This window comes from Klebsiella sp. JN_Kp127 (assembly GCF_040062505.1).
Lineage (GTDB): Bacteria > Pseudomonadota > Gammaproteobacteria > Enterobacterales > Enterobacteriaceae > Klebsiella > Klebsiella quasipneumoniae.
This window is the reverse complement of record NZ_JBEAHS010000045.1, coordinates 1-19253: the sequence shown is the minus strand read 5'-3', so window position 1 is coordinate 19253 and position 19253 is coordinate 1. Positions and strand designations below refer to the sequence as shown.

General features: G+C 61.9%; 13 protein-coding genes. 5 read left to right on the top strand and 8 right to left on the bottom strand.

Annotation, left to right across the window (positions count from 1 at the left end; translation table 11 throughout):
- The 3 genes from mdtC to ABLV04_RS17230 are packed head-to-tail and all read right to left on the bottom strand — an operon-like array spanning position 1 to position 7439.
- A complete protein-coding gene (gene mdtC / locus ABLV04_RS17240; protein ID WP_032453476.1) occupies positions 1 to 3078 on the bottom strand; it encodes a multidrug efflux RND transporter permease subunit MdtC in 3078 nt (1025 codons plus the stop codon).
- Positions 3079 to 6201: an MdtB/MuxB family multidrug efflux RND transporter permease subunit gene (locus tag ABLV04_RS17235; RefSeq protein ID WP_348815958.1), complete on the bottom strand. Its 3123-nt coding sequence runs from the start codon at positions 6199 to 6201 to the stop codon at positions 3079 to 3081.
- On the bottom strand, positions 6201 to 7439 hold the full coding sequence (locus ABLV04_RS17230) for an MdtA/MuxA family multidrug efflux RND transporter periplasmic adaptor subunit (RefSeq protein WP_023290392.1): 1239 nt from the start codon (positions 7437 to 7439) through the stop codon (positions 6201 to 6203). Before ABLV04_RS17230 ends, ABLV04_RS17235 begins: the two co-directional genes overlap by 1 nt.
- Positions 7440 to 7739: 300 nt before the next feature.
- On the opposite strand from ABLV04_RS17230, the gene ABLV04_RS17225 reads away from it, so the two are divergent.
- Positions 7740 to 9014, top strand: a complete 1275-nt coding sequence (locus tag ABLV04_RS17225) for a dicarboxylate/amino acid:cation symporter (protein WP_080820419.1) — start codon at positions 7740 to 7742, stop codon at positions 9012 to 9014.
- A 274-nt stretch (positions 9015 to 9288) separates the two neighbouring features.
- Here ABLV04_RS17225 and ABLV04_RS17220 read toward each other — a convergent pair whose 3' ends face one another.
- The 5 genes from ABLV04_RS17220 to yegD form a co-directional block, all read right to left on the bottom strand.
- Positions 9289 to 9900: a transcriptional regulator gene (locus tag ABLV04_RS17220; RefSeq protein ID WP_023290390.1), complete on the bottom strand. Its 612-nt coding sequence runs from the start codon at positions 9898 to 9900 to the stop codon at positions 9289 to 9291.
- A gap of 116 nt (positions 9901 to 10016) precedes the next feature.
- Positions 10017 to 10157: a small membrane protein gene (locus ABLV04_RS17215; RefSeq protein ID WP_004146563.1), complete on the bottom strand. Its 141-nt coding sequence runs from the start codon at positions 10155 to 10157 to the stop codon at positions 10017 to 10019.
- Positions 10158 to 10394: 237 nt separating this feature from the next.
- Positions 10395 to 11099, bottom strand: coding sequence for a response regulator transcription factor (locus ABLV04_RS17210; protein ID WP_109547121.1), 705 nt, complete (start codon positions 11097 to 11099; stop codon positions 10395 to 10397).
- A 14-nt stretch (positions 11100 to 11113) separates the two neighbouring features.
- A complete protein-coding gene (locus ABLV04_RS17205) occupies positions 11114 to 12970 on the bottom strand; it encodes a sensor histidine kinase (protein ID WP_032453473.1) in 1857 nt (618 codons plus the stop codon).
- Between the two features lie 289 nt (positions 12971 to 13259).
- Entirely contained in the window at positions 13260 to 14612 is a 1353-nt protein-coding gene (gene yegD / locus ABLV04_RS17200) for a molecular chaperone (RefSeq protein WP_023290387.1), read from the bottom strand.
- A gap of 137 nt (positions 14613 to 14749) precedes the next feature.
- Between yegD and alkA the strand changes: the two genes are divergently transcribed.
- From alkA to asmA, 4 genes are all read left to right on the top strand, one after another.
- The gene (alkA, locus tag ABLV04_RS17195) at positions 14750 to 15598 is read left to right on the top strand and encodes a DNA-3-methyladenine glycosylase 2 (protein WP_101862010.1); all 849 of its coding nucleotides are present in this window, start codon (positions 14750 to 14752) and stop codon (positions 15596 to 15598) included.
- A gap of 114 nt (positions 15599 to 15712) precedes the next feature.
- Complete coding sequence (gene udk / locus ABLV04_RS17190; protein WP_002912442.1) at positions 15713 to 16354, top strand: uridine kinase; 642 nt, start codon at positions 15713 to 15715, stop codon at positions 16352 to 16354.
- A 90-nt stretch (positions 16355 to 16444) separates the two neighbouring features.
- A complete protein-coding gene (gene dcd, locus ABLV04_RS17185) occupies positions 16445 to 17026 on the top strand; it encodes a dCTP deaminase (protein ID WP_004151145.1) in 582 nt (193 codons plus the stop codon).
- Positions 17027 to 17056: 30 nt separating this feature from the next.
- Complete coding sequence (gene asmA / locus ABLV04_RS17180) at positions 17057 to 18904, top strand: outer membrane assembly protein AsmA (protein ID WP_348815956.1); 1848 nt, start codon at positions 17057 to 17059, stop codon at positions 18902 to 18904.
- The last annotated feature ends 349 nt before the right edge of the window (positions 18905 to 19253 follow it).

Sequence of the window (19253 nt, the reverse complement as noted above, 5' to 3'; positions counted from 1 at the left end):
TTATTCGCTTACCGGTTGAGTGGAATGACGCGAAAAACGCAGCCGCAAACGGTCAAAGAAAAGATAGACCACCGGCGTGGTGTAGAGCGTTAACAGCTGGCTCATCACCAGACCGCCGACGATGGTGATCCCCAGCGGCTGGCGCAGCTCGGAGCCGTCGCCGCCGGAGAGCACCAGCGGCAGGGCGCCGAACAGCGCGGCGAGGGTGGTCATCATAATCGGCCGGAAACGCAGCAGGCAGGCCTGGAAAATCGCCTCTTCCGGCGTCAGGTTGCCGGTGCGCTGCGCCTCAAGGGCAAAATCAACCATCATGATGGCGTTTTTCTTCACGATGCCAATTAATAACATGATCCCGATAAGGGCGATGAGGCTGAACGGGGCATCGAATATCTCCAGCGCCAGCAGCGCGCCCACCCCGGCGGAGGGCAGCGTCGAAAGGATGGTCAACGGATGCACATAGCTCTCGTAGAGCATCCCCAGCACGATATAGACCGTGGCGATGGCCGCGAGGATCAGGATCACCTGCGCGTTCATGGTCTGCTGAAACACCTGAGCGGTACCGGCAAAGGAGCCGCGTACGGTGGACGGCACCCCGAGCTGGGTCATCGCGCGGTTAATCGCCTCGCTGGCTTCCGACAGCGAGCGGCCGGTGGGCAGGTTAAAGGAGATAGTGGACGCCGCCGACAGCCCCTGGTGGTTCACCGACAGCGGGGCGTTGGCCGGCTGCCATTTGGCGAAGTAGGCCAGCGGGATCGGCTTGCCCTCGCTGTTGATGACAAACATCTTATCCAGGGCGCTGACGTCCTGGGTATAGGCCGGGTCGACCTGCATCACCACTTTATACTGGTTCAGCGGCTGGTAGATGGTGGAGATCTGCCGCTGGCCGAAGGCGTTGTTCAGCAGGTTGTTGGCGTCCTGAACGCTGATGCCAAGGCGCGACATGGTATCCCGGTCATAGACCAGGTCCATTTCGGCGCCATTATCCTGCTGATCCGAGTTGACGTCCGCCAGCTCAGGCAGCGCCGCCAGCGCTTTGCGGATCTTCGGCTCCCATTCGCGCAGCGCCGACAGGTCATCGGACAGCAGGGTGTACTGATAGCTGGCGTTCGACTGCCGGCCGCCGACGCGGATATCCTGCACCGCCATCAGGAACAGATTGGCCCCGGGCTCGTTGGCCAGCTTTTTGCGCAGCCGGTCGATCACCTGCTGCGCCGTCTCGTGGCGCTGGTCGCGCGGTTTGAGGGTGATAAACATCATCCCGCTGTTGACCCGCGAGCCGCCGGTAAACCCGGTGACGTTATCCACCGCCGGATCTTCGCGAATGATCTGCATAAAGTCCTGCAGCTTGCCGCGCATCGCCTGGAAGGAGATGCTCTGGTCGGCCTGAATGCCGCCCATCAGCACCCCGGTGTCCTGCTCCGGGAAGAAGGTTTTCGGGATCGAGATATAGAGCCAGACGCTGAGGGCGATGGTGCCCAGCACCACCAGGCCGGTCAGGCGGCTGTGCTTCAGCACCCATTTTAACGACTTACCATAGCCACCCTGCATGGCCACCAGCAGGCGGCCAAAGCCGCGGTTGCGCGTCGGCTGGTGGGGTTTGCCGCTTTTCAGCAGCCAGCCGCACATCATCGGCGTCAGGGTGAGGGAGACCGCCAGCGAGATGCCGATCGCCACCGACAGGGTGACGGCGAACTCGCGCAGCAGGCGGCCGGGCAGGCCGCCCATCAGCAGCAGCGGCAAAAACACCGCCACCAGCGACAGGCTCATCGACAGGACGGTAAAGCCGACCTCGCGGCTCCCCTGCAGCGCCGCCTGCAGCGGTTTCATCCCCGCCTCCAGATGGCGGGAGATATTCTCCAGCACCACGATGGCGTCATCCACCACGAAGCCGGTGGCGATGGTCAGCGCCATCAGCGACAGGTTGTTAAGGCTGAAGCCGCACAGGTACATGGCGGCGAAGGTACCGATCAGCGAAACCGGAACCGCCACCGCCGGGATCAGCGTCGCGCGCCCGGATCGCAGGAAGAGGAACACCACCAGGATCACCAGCGCCACCGAAATCACCAGCGTCTGCTCCACCTCCTCCAGCGAGGCGCGAATAGTCGGCGAGCGGTCCTGGGCGATCTGCAGATCGATGGCCGCCGGAATGGTCTGCTGCAGCTCCGGCAGGCGGGCGCGGATGCTGTCCACCGTCTGGATGATATTGGCTTCCGGCAGTTTGCGGATCATCAGCAGGATCGCTGGTTTGGCGTTGGTCATCCCGGCGTTGCGCACATCCTGCACCGAATCCGAGACGGTGGCGACATCCCCCAGCCGCACCGCGGCGCCGTTCTGGTAGTGGACGATCAGCGGCTGATAGTCGGCGGCGGTCTTCAGCTCATCGTTGGTCTGCACCTGCCAGCGGTGGGCGCTGTCCTCCAGCGCCCCCTGCGGTTTGCGCACGTTAGCGTCGCTGATGGCGGTGCGCACCGCGTCCAGCGACACGCCCTGGTTAAACAGCGCCTGCGGGTTGAGATCGACGCGCACCGCCGGCAGAGAGCTGCCGCCGACGTCGACATCGCCGACGCCGTCGATCTGCGCGATGGTCTGCGCCAGCTGGGTGGAGGCGAAATCATACAGCTCACCCTGGGAGTAGGTGTCCGAGGTCAGCGTCAGGATCATGATCGGCGCATCCGACGGGTTGGCTTTGCGGTAGGTCGGACGGCTCGGCATCCCGCTCGGCAGCAGGCTTTGCGCGGCGTTGATCGCCGCCTGCACGTCGCGCGCCGCGCCGTTGATATCGCGGTCGAAGTTAAACTCGAGAATGATGCGGGTGCTGCCGAGCGAGCTGGAGGAGGTCATCTCATTGACCCCGGCAATCCGCCCCAGGGAGCGCTCCAGCGGGGTGGCCACCGACGAAGCCATGGTCTCCGGCGAGGCCCCCGGCAGCGAGGCACTGACCATGATCACCGGGAAATCCACCTGCGGCAGCGGGGCCACCGGCAGCAGCCGGAAGCCGAGAATGCCGCACAGGGTGATGGCCAGCGAGATGAGGATCGTCGCCACCGGGCGGTAAATGAAGAGGGCGAAAAACTTCACTTACGCCTCCTCTTCCTGACGCGGGAAGCGGCGCTTCAGATGCAGCGACAGGCGGTCGAACAGCAGGTAGATCACCGGGGTGGTGAACAGGGTCAGCACCTGGCTGAGCATCAGACCGCCGACCATGCCGATCCCCAGCGGACGCCGCAGCTCGGCGCCGACGCCGGTGCTCAGCATCAGCGGCAGGGCGCCGAGCAGGGCGGCGAGGGTGGTCATCAGGATCGGGCGAAAACGCAGCAGACAGGCCTGATAGATCGCCTCCCGCGGCGGCATACCCTGCTCGCGCTCGGCGGCCAGCGCGAAGTCGATCATCATGATGGCGTTCTTCTTCACGATGCCGATCAGCAGAATAATGCCGATGATGGCGATCACGTCCAGCTCGCTGCCCGCCAGCCACAGCGCCAGCAGCGCCCCGACCCCGGCGGTGGGCAGGGTGGAGAGAATGGTGATCGGATGGATGAAGCTCTCATACAGCACCCCCAGCACGATATACATCGCCACTACCGCGGCCACGACCAGCCAGACGGTGCTGCCCAGCGCCGACTGGAAGGCCAGCGAGCTGCCCTGGAACTGGGTGCGGATATCGGTCGGGAAATCCAGCGACTGTTCGGCGGCGAGGATCGCCTCCACCGCTTCGCCGAGCGAATAGTTGTCCGGCACGTTAAACGAGATGGTGGTCACCGGGAACTGATCGAGGTGGTTCACCGACAGCGGGGTAAAGCGCTGCTCCACCGTGGCGATGGCGGTCAGCGGCACAATGCCGCCGTCGCTGCTGGTCAGGCGGATATTATCCAGCGCCGCCAGGCCCGGCGTCGCTTCGGTATCCTGCTCAAGCACCACGCGATACTGATTCGCCTGGGTGTAAATGGTGGAGATCAGCCGCTGGCCGAAGGCGTTGTACAGCGCGTTATCGACGTCCGCCATCGAGATGCCGAGGCGGCTGGCGCTGTCCCGGTCCACTTTGATGTAGGCGGCCAGGCCTTTGTCCTGCCAGTCGCTACTGACGTCGGCCAGCTGCGGCTGAGCCTGCAGGCGGCTGAGCAGCGGTGGCACCCAGGTGCTCAGCGCCTCGAGGGAGTTCGCCTGCAGTGTGAACTGGTACTGGGTGCGGCTCACCGTGGTGTCGATGGTCAGATCCTGGGTCGGCTGCAGATAGAGCGCCACGCCGGGGACGCCGGCCACCGCCTGCTGCAGACGGCTAATCACCGTCTGAACGCGGTCGTCGCGTTGATCCAGCGGCTTGAGGTTGATCTGCAGGCGGGCGCTGTTCAGCGCCGGGTTGGTGCCGTCGACGCCGACAAACGAGGTCAGGCTCTCCACCGCCGGATCCTTGAGGATAATGTCGGAAACCTGCTGCTGGCGCTGGGCCATGCTGGCGAAGGAGACCGACTGCGGCGCCTGGAGGGTACCCTGGATAATGCCGTTATCCTGAATCGGGAAGAAGCCTTTGGGAATAAAGATCCACAGGAGGATCGACAGCGCCAGGGTGCTCAGGGCGACGCCGAGCGTCAGCCACGGATGGTTCAGCACCCGGCTCAGCCAGCGGCCATAGACGGCGATCACCCGGTCGAAGAAGCGCTCGCTGGCCCGCGAGAAGCGGTTCTGCTTGCGCAGCGATTCGTGGCTTAACATGCGGGCGCACATCATCGGCGTCAGGGTCAGGGAGACCACCGCCGAGATAAGAATAGCGACGGCGAGGGTGACGGCGAATTCGCGGAACAGGCGGCCGACGATATCGCCCATAAACAGCAGCGGGATCAGCACCGCGATCAGCGAGAAGGTGAGGGAGATAATGGTGAAGCCAATTTCCCCTGCGCCTTTCAGCGCGGCGGCCAGCGGTTTCTCGCCTTTTTCGATATAGCGCGAGATATTCTCGATCACCACGATGGCGTCATCCACCACAAAGCCGGTGGCGATGGTGAGGGCCATCAGCGTCAGGTTGTTGATGGAGAAGTCGAGGAACACCATCACCGCGAAGGTGCCCACCAGCGACAGCGGCACCGCGACGCCGGGAATAATGGTCGCCGGGACGTTGCGCAGGAACAGATAGATGATCATCACCACCAGGGCGATGGCCAGCATCAGCTCAAACTGCGTGTCGCGCACCGAGGCGCGAATGTTGGTGGTCCGGTCGGAAAGAACCTGCACCTTCACCGATTTTGGCAGGCTCTCGGTGAGCTGCGGCAGCATCTGGCGAATGCTGTCGGCGGTGTCGATAATGTTGGCCCCCGGCTGACGCTGGACGTTCATCACGATGGCCCGCTGCTGGTTGGCCCACGCCCCCAGCCAGCTGTTCTCAGCGCCTTGTTCGACGCTGGCGACGTCGCCAAGGCGGATCGGCGCCCCGTTCTGATAAGCGATAATCAGCCGGCGGTAATCCTCAGCGGACTGCATCTGATCGTTAGCGGAAAGCGTCACCGCGCGGGCCGGGCCGTCGAGGCTGCCTTTCGCCGAGTTAACGTTGGCGCTGGTGATGGCGGTGCGCACGGTTTCGCTGGTCAGGCCGAGGGCGGCGATGGCCTGGGCGTTCAGCTTGACCCGCACCGCCGGGCGTTGGCCGCCGGCGAGGGTCACCAGACCGACGCCGGAAACCTGAGAAATCTTCTGCGCCACCCGGGTCTCCACCATATCCTCCACCTGGGTCATCGGAATGGCCGAGGAGGTGACGGCGAGGGTCATGATCGGCGGATCCGCCGGGTTGACCTTGCTGTAGACCGGCGGGTTGGGCAGATCGCTCGGCAGCAGGTTGGTGGCGGCGTTAATGGCCGCCTGCACTTCCTGCTCGGCGACGTCCAGCGGCAGGGTCAGCTGGAACTGGAGCGTGACGACCGAGGCGCCGCCGGAGCTTTGGGAGGACATCTGCTTAAGGCCGGACATCTGGCCGAACTGGCGCTCCAGCGGGGCGGTGATGGCGGAGGTCACCACGTCCGGGCTGGCGCCCGGATAGAGGGTGACCACCTGGATGGTCGGGTAATCGACCTCCGGCAGGGCGGAGACCGGCAGAAAACGGTAGCCGATAATCCCGGCCAGCAGGATCGCCACCATCAGCAGCGTGGTGGCCACCGGACGCATAATAAATAGCCGGGACGGGCCGCCGGTGCGGCCTGGGGGTAACACCTGCATCAGGAACGCGCTCCGTGTTTACCGCTCTGGCGCGGGGCGGGCTGCGCCTGCTCGCCGCTGCTGGCGGTGACAACTTCCACTTTCGCCCCTTCGGTCAGGCGGTCAATCCCGTCGGTGACCACGCGATCCCCGGCGGAAAGCCCGGCGCTGATCACCACTTTCTGGCTGTCCTGAATCCCCGGAGTGACGCTGTGTTTGCTGACCTTATTCTCATCGTTCAGGACCCATACAAAATGCCCTTCGTTGCCCATCTGCAGGGCGGCGGCAGGGATCACCACAGCGTTCTGCTGGGTATCCACCAGCAGGCGGGCGTTAACGAACTGGTTGGGGAACAGGGCGTCGTCCAGATTGCTAAAGCGCGCCTTCAGCTTGATGGTCCCGGTGGTCGCATCGATCTGGTTGTCGAGGCTCAGCAGCTCCCCGACGCTGATTTTCTGTTTATTGGTGCGGTCCCAGGCTTCGACGCTGAGCGCTTTGCCCGCTTTCTGCGCCTGCACCACCGTGGCGATGGTGCTTTCCGGCAGGGTAAAGACCACGTCGATCGGGTGCGTCTGGGTGAGAACCACAATCCCGGTGGTATCCCCGCTGGAAATCTGGTTGCCGATATCCACCTGCTTTAAGCCGACGCGGCCGTCAATCGGCGCGGTGATGCGCGTCCAGTCGAGCTGCAGCTGGGCGCTGGCGACGGCCGCTTCATCGGCCTTCACGGTGCCGGCGGATTCCACCACCAGCGACTGCTGGGTGTCGAGCTCCTGGCGGGAGACGAGGTTGGTTTTCACCAGCTGCTGGTAACGGGCCAGATCGCGGCGGGCGTTGGCCAGGGTGGCGTTATCTTTCGCCAGCTGACCCTGCGCCTGGGCAAGGGCCACCTTAAACTGGCTGGGGTCGATCTGCGCCAGCAGATCGCCGGCTTTGACCTGCTGCCCCTCCTGGAAGTGAAGGCTCAGCAGCTGGCCGTCGACCCGGCTGCGGACGGTGACGGTATTGGCCGCCGTCACGGTACCCAGCCCGGTAAGATAGCGCGGCACCGCTTGTTCGGTCGCGGTGGCGGCCTGCACCGGCGCCAGCGCGCCGCCAAAGCGACCATGGCGCGCGCCGCCCGGCCCCTGCGGACCCTGCCCGGCGGCGGGCGTCCCGCTGCCGCTCGTTCCACGATCGTGCCAGAACCAGTAGGCGGTCCCGGCGATAATCACTACCGCCAGCGCGGCGCCCCAACGACGTATGTTACTGCCTTTCATTAGTTTACGGTCTCATCCTGAAGCGTTTCGCTGAATGATACTAGTTTAGTGAGGGAAGGGGCCGTAAAAATGGAGGAATTATGAAAAGAAGGTTGAGAAATGTCTGGATAACGGCGGCGATGGCGGGCGGTCTCGCCGCCGATTTCCGGGGTGATATCAACTTTTAGTTTAAAAAAGTAAAAAATAGTTGTATCCGCAAGGGCTTTAATTAGATTTATGCGGTGAATAAATCAGTGCATTTCCATAATAATAAAATATGCACTTATAAATCAACGTCTTGAATAATCAGGGGTCATTGCTGTGGCAAACGCAAACAAACTCACGCTCTTCATCGTCATTTTTATGCTGATGGGGATCCTCTCCGGCGCGGCTATCCATGCCTACGCGACGCCGACCACCATCTCCGCATGGGCAGACAACATCACGCTGCTGACCGATCTGTTTCTGCGCTTAATCAAAATGGTCATCGCGCCGTTGGTGTTCAGCACCCTGACGGTCGGTATTATGCGCCTCGGCGAGACGGCGACCATTGGCCGGGTGGGCGGTAAGGCGATGGTGTGGTTTATCACCTCGTCGGTATTGTCCATTCTCGTCGGGCTGGTGATCGTCACCTTCCAGCACCCGGGCGCCGGGCTAAACCTGACGGTGCCGAAAGAGGCGGTGGATACCGGCCTGGCGGTCAGCGGCATGACCCTGAAAGGGTTCCTGTCGCATACCATTCCCACCAGCATCACCGAGGCGATGGCCAACAACGAGATCCTGCAGATCGTGGTGTTCTCGATGTTCTTTGGCATCGCCGGTGCGTCGCTGGGGGAGAAGTTTAATGCGCCGCTGGTGGCGGCCCTTAACGTGGTGTCGCACATTATGCTGAAGGTGACGGGCTATGTGATGTACGTTGCGCCGCTGGCCATCTTCGCCGCCATCTCGTCGGTGATTGCCTCGCAGGGGCTGGGAATTTTGCTCAACTACGCTTCGTTCATTGGCGGTTATTACCTGGCGGTGCTGCTGACCAGCGCGGTGCTGATTGCCGTCGGCTATATGGTGCTCAAGAAAGAGGTCTTCCGCCTGCTGAACATGCTGAAAGATCCGGTGCTGGTGGCTTTTACCACCAGCAGCTCGGAAGCGGCCTATCCGAAGACCCTCGAGCGGCTGGTGAAGTTTGGCTGTTCGCGCAATATCGTCTCGTTCGTCCTGCCGATTGGCTACTCATTCAACCTCGTCGGCTCGATGGTCTACTGCTCCTTCGCCGCGATGTTTATCGCTCAGGCCTATAACGTGTCGCTGAGCTTCAGCGAGATTACGGTCATGATGCTGACCCTGATGCTGGCCTCAAAAGGCATCGCCGGGGTGCCGCGCTCGGCGCTGGTGGTGCTGGCGGCCACCATTCCCAGCTTCCATATTCCGGTTGCCGGGATCCTGCTGCTGATGGGCATCGACCACTTCCTCGATATGGGGCGCTCCGCCATCAACGTGCTGGGCAACGGCATCGCCACCGCCATGCTGTCGAAAAATGAAGGTCTGCTCACCGACGAGGAAGCGCAGCCGGACTGGGAAGCGGAGAAAGTGGAAGCCTGATCCAGCCGCGCCCTCGCGCAGAGGGCGCCATTCCACATGGAAAAAAAGACCCCTGACAGGCACGTCAGGGGCAATGTGACGAAGTATCAGTTTTCCTCGTAAATAGTCTTTTTTCTTATATAAAGGCGCGCGGTAACGTCTTTATACCGAGGAAGCGTCAGAGTTTAACGTTATGTCTGGCAGCGCTGGCGCTTTTTTAGCATTCAGCGGCTATTTTCAGATTTCCGACAATATAGCCAGGTGAAAATCTTATTTTCTTCTGCACGCTATTTGCCTACCAGCGCTCACGTAACAGATTCATAAACTGGAAAAAGTCGTGGTTATTATTCAGGCTGTATTTTTCCATAATCTTATTCTTATGATAAGCGGCGGTGCGGGGGCTGACGCGCTGCAGGGCGGCGATTTTACTCATATCGAGACCTTCGAGAATACCGTGCACCACGGCGGTCTGGGAGCGCGACAGCACGCGATGCGGGCAGCTGGCGCAGCTGAGCTCCCGGCCTGCGTCGTCGGTGGCCGAAGGCGCCATACAATGCTGGAGCTCGCTTTTAATAATCGTCAGCAGTTGCGGAATACTGGCCGTCTTGAGCGAGACAAAAATGACCCCTTTCAGGCAGTTAATCATGAAATCCTCTTCCGGCAGCTGGTCGTAGCTGTGGAGGATAATCAGCGAACTGCCTTTTTTCCTGTTTTTAATCAGCGTATTGCACAGGTAGATTTCGCCGGGGATCACTTCGCAAATGATGATGTCTTCCCCTGACAGGTCATTATTCCGCCAGGAAAAGCGTGCCCGCTGATCGCCCCGGGTGAGGTCATTGACCATGGCGACCAGCGATTCACGGACAAAGGTGTTACGGGTATTGATGGTGACATTAATGTTTCTCATGGCGTTATTTCCTTACGCAAAAACATAACGCCATGCTGTGACACATCCTCCGGGCGTATGCGGTGTGTTAACTGTATTAAAGTGCCTACAATATGTTTTTATTATTCTACAGTGAATTATTTACGACGCATTGAACGCTTATCGTTGAAGGTAAATTTCTGCCGTCTCCTGTCTTTCAGATAGGAAATAAAACTGTATACAGAGATGCTGAAGAAAAAAATGCATAGCAATAAAACTAACCACGTTTGCATGGCCATTGTTTATACCTTGGTTGTGTTGCATGGTGTCAGAATTTGCCGCGAACGGCTAATACGTTTTGTTATATGCTTTTCTGTCCAATGAAAATCATACGACATCATCCTTATGTAGTAGCACTATAAGAAAGTTCTTAAGGTCATCGTCAGTCTCATTCCTCTCATTTCTCTCAGAAAATGAGAAAAATTAACACTTGCGAGTCATTCATATCCAGCACGGCCGCCGACATACCCCGTCTATCAGGAGATAAAGGCCAGCCCCTTACCAAAGATGGCGCGTACGGGCAGGTGGATCCCCTGCTGGCGAGCCTTGTGGCGCAGGCGGCTAACCACCACGTCGATGCGGTGCAGGTCAGGCTCGCTTTCATGGGCGAACAGGCAGGCATGGAGATCCAGCTTGCTGCACACTTCGTTGCGATTGCGCATTAAGAGTTCCACCAGGCGATATTCCTGCTGGGTTAACTCCAGCGTCCGGGCGTCGGGTGAGATCAGTTTATCTTCGTGCAGACGCCAGAGCCCGGTGGCGGGGGGAGAGACGGCGCTGGCCGTCTCCGGCGGCGGGGAGGCCGCCGGGCGATCCTGCCGCAGGCGGGCGCCGAGGGCGGTCAGGGTCTCCGCGAGGTGGGCGAAGTTAACCGGCTTGATAAGGTAAGCATCCGCCCCGAGGCTCAGCGCCTGCAGTTTATCCTGCTGCTGGCCGCGGGCGCTGACCACCACCAGGCCGTAGTGGCCCAGCTCATGCAGGTAGCTCAGGACGCTGAAGCCATCCTCGCCGGGCAGACCGATATCTATCAGCACGATGTCCACCGGATGGCTGTGCAGCTGCCGCCAGAAGGCTTCGGCGCTGCACGTCCCCCAGACCTCGAAGCCGCGATAGCCCAGCCAGGCCAGCAGTTCATCCAGCAGATCGGGGTTATCTTCAATTATCGCCAGCCGTAAAGCCATGCGTCGTTCTCCTCTTAAGCAACCGTGGGGAGGGTGAGAATAAAGGTGCAGCCGTCCGGGCCATGCTCGGCCAGCCACAGTTTGCCATCATGAGCCTGCACGATCTGGCGCGCAACATACAGTCCGAGACCGGTGCCGCCCGGCACTGGCGACGTATGTTCCCCGCGTCGGTAGCGCTCAAAGATCAGTTCCGCCTGCCCGGCGGGGAGGCCAGGACCGTAGTCGCGAATGCGCAGCTCTGTTTGCCCGGCATCGGCGTGAATATCGATGGTGATTTCGCCCGGCGGCGAATACTTGACCGCGTTATCCAGCAGGTTGGCGATGGCGATGCACAGCAGGCCGGCGTCGGCCTGTAGCTGCGGGCTTTCCACCGCGCCGTGATGGCGAATGTTCAGGTAATGGTCATGGGAGATAGCCACTACCGAGGCCGCCATAGTGATCACCGTCAGCAGGGCGGTCTGCTGGCGGTCGACGTGCAGATCGTGGGAAGCGAGCCGGGCGTCGGCGAGGCAGTTATCGGTGAGCTGCACCAGACGGGTGGCGGCGCGGCCGATGCGATCGAAGCGCGCCTCCTGGCTGGCCGACGCCGCCGAGAGGCGGAGATTCTCCAGCGCAGCCTGGATCACCGCCAGCGGGGTGCGGAATTCATGCGCCACCATGCCCATAAACTGCCGCTGGTGGAAGCTGGCCTCGCGCTCGATCTGCAGCTCGCGCGCCAGGCGCTGCTTCTGCTCCAGCTGACGGTTTTCAGCCCGCACCCGCAGGATGGCAATGATCAGCACCGTAATGATGTGGACGATCAGCGCATACTGCCAGAGGGAATAGATCGCCATATGAAACGGGATAATACCGTGGATCGACAGCTGCACCAGCACCGCGGCGGCGACATAGAACGGCGGCAGGAGCCCCAGCAGGAGGGTGTTGCGGTCGATAGCTTTTTTGCGCCACAGCCACCAGGAGGTGAACAGCAGCACCGGAGTGATAATGATAAAGATCACCCCTTCAATCTGCATGGCGAGGCCGTAAAACCCCAGCGGAATGCTGACCTGCAGCAGCAGGTTGAGCGCCACGGCGGCGATCAGCAGCCGGTAAAGCCGCGGCATATTTTTCTTCAAATCAAATATCTCGCTGTGCAGCCACAGGGCGGTGGCATAGCTGAACAGGGAGAGGCTGCTGATCATAAAGTCCTGGAAGGGCAGCGCGGCGTGGCCGAAGAACCACTCCGGGAAGCCGTGCAGGGCGCCCACCAGCGGATAATTGAGCGAGAAGAAGCAGATGCCCCACAGCAGACGCCGGCGCAGGGCCAGGGCCAGCCACAGCGCCACGCCGCTGGCGACCGCCGCGAGGCCAAAATAGAAGCTCCAGAAGGCGGTGTCGGCGGTGGCCCGCTGCAGATAGGCCTGCGGAGAAGAGAGGGAGGCCAGCAGGATCAGGGTGCTGGTGCTCTGCAGGCGAAAGACCATCTCATAGCCGGCGGCGGTGGGCGGCGGAGGGAGGATCAGCACGCTTTCCCGATAGTGGAGATCGCTCTCCCGGGCCAGGTCACGGTCGCCAAAGGTCCGCGCGGTCCACGGCGCGTCGCTGCCCAGTGGCCGGTAATAGAGAGTCAGGTGGTCGACGAAAGAGGGACCAATCTGCAGCCAGCGCGACTCGCCGGCAAACCAATCACCCGGCAGCTCGCTGCGCAGCCACAGGGTTTTGCGTGAATAGCCGAAGGAGGGGATTTGCCGGGTGGTGGCGAGCTGGTCCACGGGCAGGTCGGCAAAGCGATCGATGGTCATCTGGCCGCTGTCGTCCGCGTACCATTCGACGGGGATATCTGTTCCCAGTTGTCGGGGCGCCGACTGCGCCTGCGGGGCGATCAGCAGCAAGAGCAATCCGCAGCTGACCAGCCAGCCTGCCAGGAACCGCGGCCGGCAACGCCGGACCGCTGCGAAGATCGCAGACACCCTTTTCAATCACGCCCCCTTGCGGCATGCAAAGATTACTGACCGCAGACGACTGGCTACGGTATGGATAATACGCCCCCGGAAGCGGAGGAAAGTGGACAGGCCTGTCCGGACGAACAGGCCATTTTGCGTGGGAGACCAGGAATATTCCAGCGTAATCTGCAACGCCGCGATCAGGACAGACCTGCTGCGCGGCAGCGCCGGGCAAGGGCTAGCGGAAAACCACCTGCGCCCAGCGGGCCAGCCCGGCGGTTACTGAGCCAAAATCATCCCCACCGGCCAGCGGAATACCCGGGAGCTTGGCCGCCAGCGCCTTTTTGATCAGCGGTGAGCGGGCGCTACCGCCGGTCAGATAGATCACGTCCGGGGTGGTCTGGCTGCTGTCGAGGGCAAGCTGCACCTGTTCCATAATGCGGCTCAGCGGCTGATCCAGCGCCGCTTCCAGCCCCTGCCGGGCGATGGCGGTGGCCAGCTCGTCCTGAATAAACGGCAGCGCGGTCTCGACGCTGTCCGCGCTGGAGAGGGCGATTTTGCTCTCTTCGGCGCTGCGCACCAGGCGATAGCTCAGGCGCTGACGCCAGACCTTCAGTAGCAGGGCCACTTTATCGGCATCCCGGGCGCTGCGCAGCAGGTCGTTAAGCAGACGGCCATTGGCGGTGCTGTAGAAGTCGCTCTGCGCCGGGACGTCGTTGATCGCCACCGCGTTCCACCACGGAAGGATCGGCAGCGCGGTGCCTTTCTCCGTTTCGCCGCCCATGCCGAGCAGGGGCATCAGGCATTTGAAGGCCAGGGCAATATCGAGGTCGTTACCGCCGATGCGGCAGCCGCTGTGGCCGAGCAGGCTCTGCTGGCGGTCGGCGCGCTCCCGCCACTGCGGGCCCATCAGCAGCAGGGAGCAGTCGGTGGTCCCGCCGCCGATATCGACGACCAGCACCCGCTTCTCTTCACTGAGGGTGGCTTCGAAATCCAGCCCGGCGGCCACCGGTTCAAACTGGAACACCACATCGCGGAAACCGGCGCGGAGGGCGGCCCGCTCAAGGATCCCCTGCGCCTGGGCGTTGGCCTCGTCGCCGCCGAGGCCCTGGAAGTTGATCGGCCGGCCTATCACCGCCTGGTCGATCTGCTCGGGCAGCTGGCTTTCCGCCTGCAGCTTGATGTGCAACATCATGGCGCAGACCAGGTCTTCAAACAGGGCCACCTGCTGCGGCTTGAGGCCGCTGGCGCCGAGGAAGGACTTTGGCGATTTGACGAAGTAGACCTCTTCCGGATCTTCAACATACTGATGCAGGGAGGCGAGGCCGAACTGCACGCTGTTGCGCAGCACCTCAATGTCTTCGTCGCGGTTGGCGGCGATGGCCCGGCGCAGTAGCGCCTGGTTTTCGTCGCTGTGGGTCGGCACCTCATGATGGCGATAGAGCCACTCGCTGACCGCTTCGCGCGTCGGCGCGCAGAGCATGGAGGGCAGCAGCGCGCTGCCGTTTTCCAGCGTCAACAGCTGGGGCTTGTTTTCCCGCATCACGGCCACCGAACAGTTGGCGGTGCCGTAGTCAAAACCAATAAACATCGTCTGCAAAATCCCCATGCCGGTGAAGAAGGGGGGCGACTTTAGCGGATCGCCGTCATGCCGACAACCGGAATTTAAAAGCAAGGCGCTGACGGTGAAGGGCGACTATCATTGAAACGCTATATAAAGGAGAGCTTATGGTGCTGTTACCCTGGACCCCGCCCTACGACTGGGGGTGGATGGTTGGTTTTCTGCAGGCGCGCGCAGTCGCCGGCGTCGAGCGTTTTCATGACGGAGGCTACAGCCGCAGCTTTCGCGTAGCAGGCCACGGCGGGCTGATTCATCTGGCGCCGGACGAGGAGGCGCAGGGCCTGCGGGTGACGCTCTCCCCGGGGCTGCAGCCGGTGGCGGAGATCTGCTATGCGCGAATTGGCCAGCTGTTTGATCTGGCCTGCGACCCGCAGCAGGTCGCTCGCACGCTGGGCGACCTGGCGCAGGCGCGGCCGGGGCTGCGCCTGCCCGGGGCGCTGGACGCTTTCGAACAGGCGGTGCGCGCGGTGCTCGGCCAGCTGGTGAGCGTGGCGATGGCCGCCCGGCTCACCGCCAAAGTGGCGGCCGGCTGGGGCGAACCGCTGGCGGATGCCCCCGGCTATGTTTTATTCCCCACGCCGGAGGCGCTTTCCCGGGCCGATCCGCAGGCGCTGAAGGCGCTGGGGATGCCGCTTCGCCGCGCGGAGGCGCTGATCCACCTTGCCCGGGCGGCGCTCAGCGGCGAGCTGCCCCTGACCGCGCCGGCGGATATCGACGCCGGGCTGCGTGAATTGCAGACTTTGCCCGGGATTGGCCGCTGGACGGCCAGTTATTTTGCCCTGCGCGGCTGGCAGGCGAAGGATATCTTTTTGCCGGATGACTACCTGATTAAACAGCGCTTTCCGGGAATGACCCCGGCCGCCATCGCCCGCTATGCTCGCCGCTGGCAGCCGATGCGATCTTATGCGCTGTTGCATATCTGGTATACCGATGACTGGGCGCCGGCGGCGGAATAGCCGTCCGGGGCGCATACCACTGGTATCGGGGCGCTGAAATCCCTATAATTGCCGCGTTTGGCGGTCCGCCGCCACCCTCCATCTCTATCCAGGTTAATCAGGTCGCAAAAATTTATGACTGATATGTCCCATCAGTGCGTCATTGTAGGCATCGCCGGCGCATCGGCTTCTGGCAAAAGTCTTATTGCCAGTACTCTCTATCGCGAATTGCGTGAACAAGTTGGCGACGAACATATTGGCGTCATTCCGGAAGACAGCTATTACAAAGATCAAAGTCATCTGTCGATGGAAGAGCGCGTCAAAACTAACTATGACCACCCGAGCTCAATGGACCACAGTCTGTTGTTCCAGCACCTGCAGATGCTGAAAAGCGGCCAGCCGATTGAACTGCCGGTCTACAGCTACGTCGAGCATACCCGCACGCCGAACACCATTCACGTCGAGCCGAAGAAGGTGATTATTCTCGAAGGGATCCTGCTGCTGACCGATGCGCGCCTGCGTAACGAGCTCAACTTCTCTATTTTCGTCGACACCCCGCTCGATATTTGCCTGATGCGCCGCATTAAGCGCGACGTTAACGAGCGCGGCCGCTCCATGGACTCGGTGATGGCCCAGTATCAGAAGACCGTGCGCCCGATGTTCCTGCAGTTTATTGAGCCGTCGAAGCAGTATGCCGACATCATCGTGCCGCGCGGCGGCAAAAACCGCATCGCGATTGATATTCTGAAGGCCAAAATCAGTCAGTTCTTTGAATAACCTGGCCGAATTGTGTAACGTGCAAAGAGTAGCCCTGTTGCCCTCTCCGCCGCGAAGCGTGCGGGAAGCAGCCTTATAAGGAGAAAGCCCATGCGTCTGTGTGACCGAGATATCGAAGCCTGGTTGGATGAAGGGCGACTGGCCATCAATCCGCGCCCGCCCGTTGAGCGTATTAATGGCGCGACGGTTGATGTACGGCTGGGTAATAAATTCCGCACCTTCCGCGGCCACACGGCGCCGTTTATCGATTTAAGCGGCCCGAAGGCCGAGGTGAGCGCCGCGCTGGACCGCGTGATGAGCGAAGAGATCGTTCTGCCGGAAGGGGAGGCCTTTTTCCTGCATCCGGGCGAACTGGCGCTGGCGGTGACCTATGAGTCGGTCACCCTGCCTGCCGACCTGGTGGGCTGGCTCGACGGACGCTCCTCGCTGGCGCGCCTGGGGCTGATGGTGCACGTGACCGCGCACCGCATCGACCCGGGCTGGTCCGGCTGCATCGTGCTGGAATTCTACAACTCCGGCAAGCTGCCGCTGGCGCTGCGCCCGGGGATGCCCATCGGCGCGCTGAGCTTTGAACCATTATCGGGCCCGGCGGCCCGGCCATATAACCGCCGTGAAGACGCCAAATATCGCGACCAGCAGGGCGCGGTGGCGAGCCGAATCGACAAGGATTGATAACGTCAACGGGGTGTTGCTGAGGGTGCCATGAGACGAATACTGACAACGCTGATGATCCTGCTGGCGGTCATTGTCGCCGGGCTTACCTCGTTGGTATTGCTGGTCAATCCCAACGATTTTCGCGCCTATATGGTGCATGAGGTGGCAGAGCGCAGCGGTTATCAGCTTGAACTCGATGGCCCGCTGCGCTGGCACGTCTGGCCGCAGCTCAGCATTCTCAGCGGGCGCATGACGCTGACCGCCAGAGGCGCTGAAGAGCCGGTGATCCGCGCCGACAACATGCGCCTCGACGTGGCGCTGCTGCCGCTGCTTTCGCATCAGCTGCAGGTGAAGCAGGTGATGCTCAAGGGGGCGGTGATCCAGCTGACCCCGAAAACCGAGGCGGTTCGCGACAGCGCCGCGCCAGTGGTGCCGCATGACAATACTCTGCCGCTGGCCCCGGAGGACCGCGGATGGTCCTACGACGTGCGACAGCTGCAGGTGGCCGACAGCGTGCTCTTCTTCCAGCATGAAAACGGCGAGCAGGTGACCGTGCGCGATATCCGCCTGCAGATGGAGCAGGATGAGAACCACCGGGCCACCGTCGATTTCTCCGGCCGCGTCAACCGCGACCAGCGCGACCTGGCGCTGAACTTCTCCGCCACCGTACAGGGTGGCGACTATCCGCATTCGTTAAAAGCCGACTTTAGCCAGCTCAGCTGGCAGCTGCGCGGCGCCGAGCTGCCCCCCGACGGCATCAATGGTCAGGGGAGTCTGCAGGCCAGCTGGCAGGAAGATAGCAAGACCCTGCGCTTTGATAATCTGAACCTGATGGCCAGCGGCAGCACCCTCACCGGCAACGGCAGCGTGGTGCTGGGAGAGCGCCCGGACTGGTCATTGGATCTGCACGCCACCACCCTGAATCTCGACAGTCTGCTGGCGTCCTCTTCGCCGGCGACCGACAGCAGCGCCAGCCAGCAGGGCCAGAGCCAGACGCGCCCGCTGCGTCCGGTGATCGCCGACAGCGATGAGCGCGAAGATTACCAGAGCCTGCGCGGCTTTACCGGCCGGATGGCCCTGAGCGCCGACCAGCTGCAGTGGCGCGGCCTGAACTTCACCCAGGTGCAGAGCGAGATCAGCAATAAGCAGGGGCTGCTGACGGTCAGCAAAATGCAGGGCAGCCTCGACGGCGGCCAGCTTTCCCTCCCCGGCACCCTTGATGCCCGCGGCGACACGCCGCAGGCGACGTTCCAGCCGGCGCTGCAGAACGTGGAGATCGGTTCGCTGATCAAAGCCTTCAACTATTCCTTAAGCCTGACCGGCAAGCTGTCGCTGACCGGCGAGTTTTCCGGAACGCGCATTGACGCGGATGATTTCCGCCGTCACTGGCAGGGCCAGGCGCAGCTCCAGATGACCGATACCCGAACCGAAGGACTTAACTTCCAGCAGCTGGTGCAGCAGGCCGTTGAGCGCAGCACCAACGTGCGGGCGCAGGAAAACTATGACAATGCCACCCGCCTGGATGCCGTGAGCAGCCAGCTCACGCTGGATAACGGGCTGGTGACGCTGAACCGCCTGCAGGGGCAGTCCGATGTGATGGCGATGACCGGCGAAGGTCAGCTCGATCTGCAGAAAGAGAACTGCGATATGCGCTTTAACGTGCGCGTGCTCGGCGGCTGGAAAGGCGAGGGCAAACTTATCGACCGCCTGAAGCAGACCGCCATCCCGCTGCGCATCTACGGCGACTGGCAGTCGCTGAGCTACAGCCTGCAGGTGGACCAGATCCTGCGTAAACAGCTGCAGGATGAAGCGAAGCAGCGCCTCAACGACTGGGTCGAACGTAATAAAGGCAGCAAAGAGAGCAAAGACGCCAAAAAGCTGCTCGATAAGCTGTAATCGTCCAGACCAGCAGCCCGGGACTACCGGGCAGTGAGCATGTCGTCAAAGTGGGATGTCACATTGATGCCGGGCGGCGGCTACGTCTGACCCCGCCTGGGTTGTGCGGCGGGGGGGCATCCCCCGGTTTGTGTCGCTATCCCGTAGGCCTGATAAGCGAAGCGCCATCAGGCAGTGTGCGGCGGTAGAGTATCAATTCCCTGTGATCTGAGAATGTCGTCCAGGTGTGATGTCACGTGGGTGCCGGGCGGCTGCTACGCCTGACCCCGCCTGGGTTGTGCGGCGGGGGGGGGCATCCCCCGGTTTGTGTCGCCATCCCGTAGGCCTGATAAGCGAAGCGCCATCAGGC